The 7,236-nt window shown below is 67.5% G+C and carries 13 protein-coding genes; all 13 read right to left on the bottom strand.

Annotated features, from left to right (window positions below):
* On the bottom strand, positions 1–982 hold a 982-nt coding region (locus tag AC3IFE_RS23090), incomplete at its 3' end, for a phage tail fiber protein (RefSeq protein WP_489192201.1).
* Between the two features lie 5 nt (positions 983–987).
* Positions 988–1,539: a phage tail protein I gene (locus tag AC3IFE_RS23085; RefSeq protein ID WP_036037006.1), complete on the bottom strand. Its 552-nt coding sequence runs from the start codon at positions 1,537–1,539 to the stop codon at positions 988–990.
* Positions 1,532–2,437 (bottom strand): baseplate J/gp47 family protein, encoded by a 906-nt coding sequence (locus AC3IFE_RS23080; RefSeq protein ID WP_310645563.1) that lies wholly within the window; start codon positions 2,435–2,437, stop codon positions 1,532–1,534. Before AC3IFE_RS23080 ends, AC3IFE_RS23085 begins: the two co-directional genes overlap by 8 nt.
* Positions 2,434–2,799, bottom strand: a complete 366-nt coding sequence (locus AC3IFE_RS23075) for a GPW/gp25 family protein (RefSeq protein WP_036037011.1) — start codon at positions 2,797–2,799, stop codon at positions 2,434–2,436. Before AC3IFE_RS23075 ends, AC3IFE_RS23080 begins: the two co-directional genes overlap by 4 nt.
* Entirely contained in the window at positions 2,796–3,506 is a 711-nt protein-coding gene (locus AC3IFE_RS23070) for a phage baseplate assembly protein V (protein WP_310639200.1), read from the bottom strand. The genes AC3IFE_RS23075 and AC3IFE_RS23070 overlap by 4 nt, the downstream gene beginning before the upstream one ends.
* 99 nt (positions 3,507–3,605) lie before the next feature.
* Positions 3,606–4,055 (bottom strand): phage virion morphogenesis protein, encoded by a 450-nt coding sequence (locus tag AC3IFE_RS23065; protein ID WP_489192198.1) that lies wholly within the window; start codon positions 4,053–4,055, stop codon positions 3,606–3,608.
* Entirely contained in the window at positions 4,055–4,465 is a 411-nt protein-coding gene (locus tag AC3IFE_RS23060; protein ID WP_489192196.1) for a phage tail protein, read from the bottom strand. Before AC3IFE_RS23060 ends, AC3IFE_RS23065 begins: the two co-directional genes overlap by 1 nt.
* Entirely contained in the window at positions 4,462–4,953 is a 492-nt protein-coding gene (locus tag AC3IFE_RS23055) for a hypothetical protein (protein ID WP_310639202.1), read from the bottom strand. The genes AC3IFE_RS23060 and AC3IFE_RS23055 overlap by 4 nt, the downstream gene beginning before the upstream one ends.
* Positions 4,950–5,750, bottom strand: a complete 801-nt coding sequence (locus tag AC3IFE_RS23050) for an N-acetylmuramidase domain-containing protein (protein ID WP_489192194.1) — start codon at positions 5,748–5,750, stop codon at positions 4,950–4,952. The genes AC3IFE_RS23055 and AC3IFE_RS23050 overlap by 4 nt, the downstream gene beginning before the upstream one ends.
* A complete protein-coding gene (locus AC3IFE_RS23045) occupies positions 5,743–6,063 on the bottom strand; it encodes a phage holin family protein (protein ID WP_489192193.1) in 321 nt (106 codons plus the stop codon). Before AC3IFE_RS23045 ends, AC3IFE_RS23050 begins: the two co-directional genes overlap by 8 nt.
* A complete protein-coding gene (locus tag AC3IFE_RS23040; protein ID WP_012327676.1) occupies positions 6,063–6,437 on the bottom strand; it encodes a putative holin in 375 nt (124 codons plus the stop codon). Before AC3IFE_RS23040 ends, AC3IFE_RS23045 begins: the two co-directional genes overlap by 1 nt.
* A gap of 2 nt (positions 6,438–6,439) precedes the next feature.
* Positions 6,440–6,652 carry a tail protein X gene (locus AC3IFE_RS23035; protein WP_012327677.1) on the bottom strand — a complete coding sequence of 71 codons (213 nt, stop codon included), beginning with the start codon at positions 6,650–6,652 and terminating at the stop codon, positions 6,440–6,442.
* Positions 6,652–7,134 (bottom strand): head completion/stabilization protein, encoded by a 483-nt coding sequence (locus tag AC3IFE_RS23030; RefSeq protein WP_059606499.1) that lies wholly within the window; start codon positions 7,132–7,134, stop codon positions 6,652–6,654. Before AC3IFE_RS23030 ends, AC3IFE_RS23035 begins: the two co-directional genes overlap by 1 nt.
* Between the last annotated feature and the right edge of the window lie 102 nt (positions 7,135–7,236).

Here is a 7,236-nt window from a genome sequence, read left to right as displayed (position 1 = left end):
ATACTTCGTTGCCGACGACGGTCAGGTTCTTTTTCGCGAAATCGAATGCGAACATCGCGCCCGTGGACGGGAGGTAGAACCCGGCAGCATTGCCGGTCCCGAAGAAGTATCCGCCGCTCGGGCCGAGCAGCATGCGGGCCTCATTCGCGCCGTTGCTGACGTTCAGCATGCCCTTGACGGCCAGTTGTCCACCGACGTACGTTCCGGCCCCCGTGTCGTCCAGCATGACGGCCCCCGTCTTCATGTTGACGGTTACCGGTCGATAGCTGTTCCATGACGCCGCAATGCCGCTGGAATCGGTCAGCAGCAGATAGAAGTTCGAGCCGTCATTGCGGAGGATCACATCGCGGCCGTTCATCAGCCGGAAGTTTGCGCCGCCGCTATCCAGGCCCGTCGAGGCAATCCCACCCGCTGCGCTGATGTTCCCTGTGAAGCGCGCGCCCGTGAGCGCCGCATACCGGCTTGCTGCGGTCTTCGGCGTCACGGCGCGCGTGTCGTCCGCGCCGTCGTCGACCTCGGCCTGCGTCGCCAGCTCGACGACACCCTTGCGCTCGGTGGTCGCCGGCGGATTGAGGAACGACGTCGGCCCGAAAACCAGCTTAGTCACGTCGATCGATGCGAACACGGTATCGGCGGCCAGCAGCAGCATCGAAGTCGCCGCTTTTTCGAGGATCGGATCGTTCTGCGCGTAGACGCCGAACAAGACGCCGTTGTCCAGGTACAGCCCGAACCCGTACAGCTTGTACTGGTCTGCGCTGTCATCCTGGATCACGATGTGGATCGTGTCCTTCGCCACGGTGTCGCCGCCGAACGTCGTGATGCGCTTCAGCTCGCTCGGTAGTGCGGTCATGTCCGGCTTGAACACGAAGGCCGCGGTGGCGAGGCCAATCTGCGTGACCTGGTGCGCGGTGGTCCCGGTGTTGCCGGGCGCCACCAATGCGGCGCGGCCGGCGTCCGTGATGTAGATGAGGTTTCCAGCCATGTTCGTTAATCCGTGAGAGAGAGGCGGCGATAAACAGCCGCGCGCACGCCACATGCGACGCCGATCGAGCCGTGCATGCTGAAGCCCTGCGTGAAGGTGTAGTGGGCGGTGCCGCGCTTCGCGCGATCGACCTCGGCGCGAATGTCGTTGACGTACTGCGCGGTGGCCGGCACGCCGTCACGCGCGCCGACCGTCATCACGATCTCGAACGTGCCCGGCACGCCGCGCGGCGTTTTCTCGAACCACTCACGCATCACCACGTTGGCGCCGAACGACGCGCACACGTCGCGCACGGCGTCGGCCGTGCCCTTTTTGCGGGCGATCCGGATCGCGGATTTCACGCGTGCGCGCTTCACCTGCTCGGGCCATTCATCGCGCCAGGTGTCGACGCCCATGTGCCAGGCGAGCCAGGGCAGGAAGCGCAGCGGGATTCGATCCGGGTCCATCAGCGTGTCGATCTCGACCGGGATGTCGAGCACGTCCGCGTTGGCTTCGGCTAGGCGCCGCTCGAGCACGGTCGCGTTCGGCGGCAGCAGGGAGACGGCCGGCTTACTCATCCGCCACCCCACCGTCCGTCAGCTCGATACCCGTGCAGTACGGCGCCTGGTCGATCGCGATCGGCACGCCTTCTGCCGGCGTGTCGAGCAGCACCTTCTGGACGCCGGCGACGCGCATCGACGCGTACAGGCCGTCCTTCGTGACCTCGGAACCCGGCCGGTGCATCGAGTCGGCGAACAGTTGCGTTTTCTTCCGCGCTTCCGCGAGCGCGACCGCGCGATCCGGGCCGTTGAAGAAGCGCAGCGTCGCGCGGATCGCGTACCGGACAATCTTCGCGCTCTGCACGATGACCTCGTCCGCCTGCGGCCGCTTCTTCTCCAGCGCCTTCTCGACGATAGCGATCAGCTCGGGACTGGCCGTGCCGTCACCCTCGCGCGACAGAATCGTGACGATCATCACGCAGGGCGACGGGCTATACGCGGTCGCCGCCTTCACGCGCCCGTCAGCGGCGCGCGCATGGAATACGTACGCGTCGTCGGGGCCAGCGACTGAGAAACCGCGCGGCGCGAGCTGGATGCGCTCGCGCAGGCTGTCGTCGTCCTCGTAGACAGGATCGATGCCCTGGTCGGGATCACCCGGCGAGATCAGCAGACGGTCGACGTCGAAGAGGGCGCCGATGTGCTCGAGCGTTTTGCCCTTCGCGTACGCGAGCAGAATGCCGCGCGCCTTCTCGTTCATGAGCGCGAGCAGCAGCATTTTTTCGTACGCGCCTTCCTGCAGCAGCTTCACCATCGGCTCCGATTCGAGCTCGAGCGTGGCCGCGATCTCGTCCTGCTGTTCCTTCGGGTACAGGGAGACCAGGCGGGCTTTCTTCTCGGCCAGGATCGTTTCGTAGTCGAGTTCGTCGACGATGTCCGGTGCAGGGAGCTGCGACAGGTCTATCGGCGTCGTTCTCATGCAGCACCTCGCCCGTTCGTCGCCGGCAGACGCATGGAGAAGGCAGCGCCCGCGCGCGGGCCATCCGTGCGCTCGCCTTGCAGTTCGAGCACGGCGCCGCCGTCGATGCCGGTGCTGCCGAAATCCACCTGGTTGACCTGGATGCGCGGCTCCCATCGGGCCAGCGCCATCACGGACGCCGCCATGACGCGCATGCGCATCAGGGGATTGACCGGGCCGTCGATCAGCTCGGGCAGCAGCGAACCGTACTCACGGCGCATCACGCGCGTGCCGAGCGGCGTAAACAGGATGTCCGCGACGGACTGCTCGATGTGGGCTTGGCCGGCGATCGCGCGGCCGGTGCGTGCGTTCATGCCGTTCATGCGCCACCTGCGATCGGTTTCGAGGTCGGCGCGAACTCGCCTTGTGCCTGGTGCGGATGACCCACGAGGCTGACGCCCTGCGACTTCACGTCGACGTCAGCGGTCACGGTGCCGGTGAAGTGTGCGCTGCCCTGAATCTCGATCACACGGCCACCGCTGCCGGCACCGCCGCCGCCGTTCTTGCCGGTCGCGCCCGATTCGAACGTGAGCGGTCCCTTCACGAGCAGCGAGCCCGTCACGGTCGTATCGTCGGCGTCGAGCGTGACGGATTTCGCCTTGACGGTTGCGGTTTGGGTTTCGACCGTTACGCTGCCAGGCGCGATGACCTGGACGGTCGCGCCGGCCGGAAGCGTGGCGGTGAGCGCGTGCGCGGCGAAGTCGTACTGGACGCGTGCGCCGTCGCGGTAGACGCGCACGTGTTGCGTCGGGCTCGAGCTGGGCGAGTCGTGGCCGTCACAATACACGCCAGGGAGAAAGAGGCCCGTCGTCGGTTCGCCGGACGGGCAGAACAGCAGCCCAGGCTCGCCCTCGGACGGCGGGTCCCACGTGATGCTGTCGCCGGTGCGCTGCGCGAGCCAGCGAATCCAGTCGGTTTGCAGGCCACCGGATTCCACGCGTACGCGGCGGGCACCGTGATCGACTTCGATCACGGTGCCCTCGCGCAGGAGGCTTTCGAGGCGGCGGTTCAGGTCAGCAAAATCATCCATGCGGCAAGGATGCCGCGCGCGCGGGAGACGGTCATGCGAAAAGGGTTGTACACGGCTGGTTAACAACCGTGACCCAGGGCGAACGGATGGAGCGTCGCGCTATCGCGACAGGAAGTCGAGAACGACGTCTGCGATTCGGTCGACGTCGGCATCGGCCAGGCCGAGCAGCTCGCGCACTGGATACTGGACGACCGGGCCGTTGCGCTCGACGCGATCGCGCAGACCCTCCTGGTGCACGCGCGCGATGCGTTCGACCTGGCGCGTGAAATGCAGGACCGATGCGTCAGCCGTCGACGCGGTTTTGAGGAAGCGCGCGGTGCGCAGCTTCGCGAACATCGCGCGCCGGATGCGGCCCTTCTTGCGCCGAGCCTGTGGCTTGCGCGGCGCGTACCGGCTGCCGTCCGGGTTGCGGGCTTCGGCGATGCGCCGCGAATGGCGTCGGCGCAGCTCGGCGGCCAGCCCTTTCGCAAGCACCACGCGCTGCGCGGCCGTGAGCTGGCCGAGCAGGCCGGACGCCCAATCCTCGGCGCGGGACAGTCGATCGACCATCAGGTCCCCGCGATCGGCGGCTCGCCGAAGTGGTGAATCTCGTAGCCGTCCGGCCGCTCCACCACACCGACACGCTCGGTCAGCTTCAGCAGGATCTCGACGTCCGATTTGCCGTTGTCGAGCAGCTCGGCCTGGAACTTGAACCCGTCACGGCAGAGGTCGCGGTTGAGCAGCAGCTCGGGCTGGTGGATCTTCAGCCAGGCGATGATCGGGACCATCAGGTGATCCGAATGGCCGGCGTAGTCCGTCACGACAATGTCGAGCGTGTACGCATATTCGAACGACAGCGACTTCGCGGCGGTGACGGCAATCGACCCGTGTTCGATGAAGATGTGCAGCCGGTCGGGATCGCGCGCGAACTCGGGCAGGGCGGCGGTAAGCGCCGCGCGCAGGCTGTTGGGCTTGTTCATGGCGCCGGTTCCTCCGTGTCGCGCACCCGGGCCTGCAGAGCGATCAGTTGCTCGGCGTTTTCGTGACAGGTGGTGTAGTTGCCGGCGACGGTTGCGGCGACGGCAGAGAGCGCAATGCCCGAGGGGGCCGCATCAACGCTTCCGGGATCGCCCACCGGCATGTTGGCGGCGGCGCCGTCGTGCACGCGCACAAACCCAACAGGAACAACGCAGGCGCGATCCGCTTCGCGATCCACATAGACGGGAACCTCCTTGATGATGGTGTCGCCCTTCTCACGGACGACCTGGACACGGTCGACGTACTGCGTGACGACCTTCACGTCGCGGCGTGCCGCGTCGCGCTCGGCCGTCCGATCGCGCACGTCGCGCGCGAGATCGTCGACGCGCTGGCCGGCGTCGACCAGGCGCGCATGCTGGATCGCGATGACGACGGCAGCTACGGCGAGCGCGATCGCGCCGGCGACGAAGATACGGGCGCCGGTCGTCACGCGGCCGCCCGGCTGTAGCGGTCGAAGGCCCTTTCGAGCTTCACGTCGTACAGGTTCTCTGCGTAAGCCTTTCCGTTGTACAGCTCGGCGAACTTGGCCCACTTCTTACCGCGCAACGCGGCGAGCATCACCTTGTCCGCCAGGACGAAGCGGACGAATGCCTCGAGCTGCTCGGCCTCGCTGACCTTCATTGCCTCGACGAACGCGAACACGTCCGGGTAGCCGAGCGCCTTCCAGTGGAAGCCCATGATTTGAAACGCGCCCCAGCTCGTCGCTTCGAGCGCGCATGCGGCCGAAATTTGCGACGCGCTCGCCAGGCGCGCATATTCCGCCGCGTCGCCGGCGTAGCCGCCGCGCTTCGGGTTGACCAAGGCCGGATATTTCGCCGCCAGCGCGTCCGCGTCCAGGCCGGCCGCCGCGAGCTGGCGATACATGATGTGCCGCTCGTACAGGATCACGGGCCGGCCGTCAGGCAGGAACCCGGCGCCTTTCGATTCCACCTCATTGACGGCACGCACGGCCGCGATATCGACCTGCAGCCGATCAGCCGCGTGCTGCAGGTCGGCGTCGGTGAGGTGACGCGGATCGCGCCGGCCGGCCGAGAGCGTCGACCAGGTCTTCGGGCCGGCGATGCCGTCTGCGACCAGCCCGTGCGTGGCCTGGAACGCCACCACGGCGTTACGGGTTGCGCTGCCGTAGATCGCGTCGGTGTCGAGGCGCGCGCCGGCTGCGATGAGCTGGCGCTGCAGGTAGCTGACGTCGGCGCCGCAGTCGCCGAGGCGCAGGGTCTTATACATGGCGCCCCCATACCTTGAATTGCAACACGCGCGCGATCACGGAGTCGCGCGGGTTGCCACGGTGGAACAGCTCGACGACGTTGCCGCGAACGCCGTACACGGCGAGGCACAGGACGCCGACCAGCACCGTGTCGGCAAGATTCGCCGGCGGCAGCACGCCGAACGCGGCGCGGATCGGCGCGGCGCCGGCTGCGACCGCGATCGTGTACGCCAGACATGCCGCGAGCGGCCGGTGGGCGCTCGTGCCACGGCGGAAGGTCACGAGGCGCAGCGCGAGCGCCGCGCACAGCAGCACGTAGACGGTCGTGATCATTACTTTTCCCTCCCCTTGAACACGTTCAGCAGCCGATCGGGCGCGTCGGCCTGGGCGATCAGCCACAGCAGCAGCTTCACGACGAGCGCGGATGCGATCAGCGCGCCGATGCCGGCGTGCACCTCGACGCGGGCCGGCAGCACCGCGTCGAGCGCGGCGGCGAACAGCTCGGCCGTGAGGCACCCGGCGACGAACGAGATCACGAAGAACGCGATGCGCTTCGGAATCGACGGATCGGCGGCCGTCATCACAAACAGCAGCGAGCCGGCGAACGCGCCCATGACGACGTTTGCGTCGACGCCGGGAAACAGCGACAGCGTGGCGACGCCGAGCGCCGCGACCGTCGCGGACGACGTGGAAATAGGTTCAGCCATTCTCAGTCCCATAACTGGAGCCGCTCGGCGCCGGATTGCGCCGCTTGCGGTACTTCGTCGGGCAGCTCGACGAGCAGCCCGTGAGGCAGGATCGGGCCGTACTGCGCCAAGTCCCGGTTGAGGTCGAGCACCGCTTCGACGACGCCGCGAGTGCGGCCGAGCACGCGCCAGCAAAGTGCGTCGATGGTTTCCCCCTGGAGCGCCCGCACTTCCATCAGATCAGCTCCACCGTCACGCGAGGGCGGCCGATGATGTCGCTGATGGCCCAGCGGGCATCACGGCGCAGCTCGTCGCCTTGGGGCTCGAGCTCGTCTGCGCGGCGTGCGCCGTCGCCTGTCGTGTCGTAGTCGCGGTACCGCTCGATGAGCGTCGCCTTCGCCAGGCAATACACCGCGCGCCGGTAGTGCTGCAGCCGTACGCTTTCGCCGTCGAGCTGGTCGGCCGGCGCGTCGGCCAGGCAGGTGATGCCGGCATCGCGCCACGCCGCGCGTGCGCTCCGCAGCTCGTCGTTTACCTCGGCGATCGCGGCGAGCAGCTCGTGCCGCAGACGGGCGTCGGTGATCGACCCGTCGAGGCGCATCGTGTCGCGCGCGTGCTCGAGCGACACATCCGGATAGAACGGGTCGTTCTTGATCGGCTTTGCGGGTTCCGCATCCGCCGGCGCACGCGGCAGCGGCGGGGTCGAGACAAAGGACATGGTCGGGTTCGTCAGGTTGATCGGTAGAGGCGGTGGACGGGGCTTTCGCGCGGACAGTGCCGGCTACCGCCCCGTGCCGCCTGGTGCGCGGGGTACGCTCGG

It is taken from the genome of Burkholderia sp. APQ4-4ca, from assembly GCF_057837105.1.
Note: the sequence above shows the minus strand (reverse complement) of the source record. Positions and strands in the feature narration are given on the sequence as shown.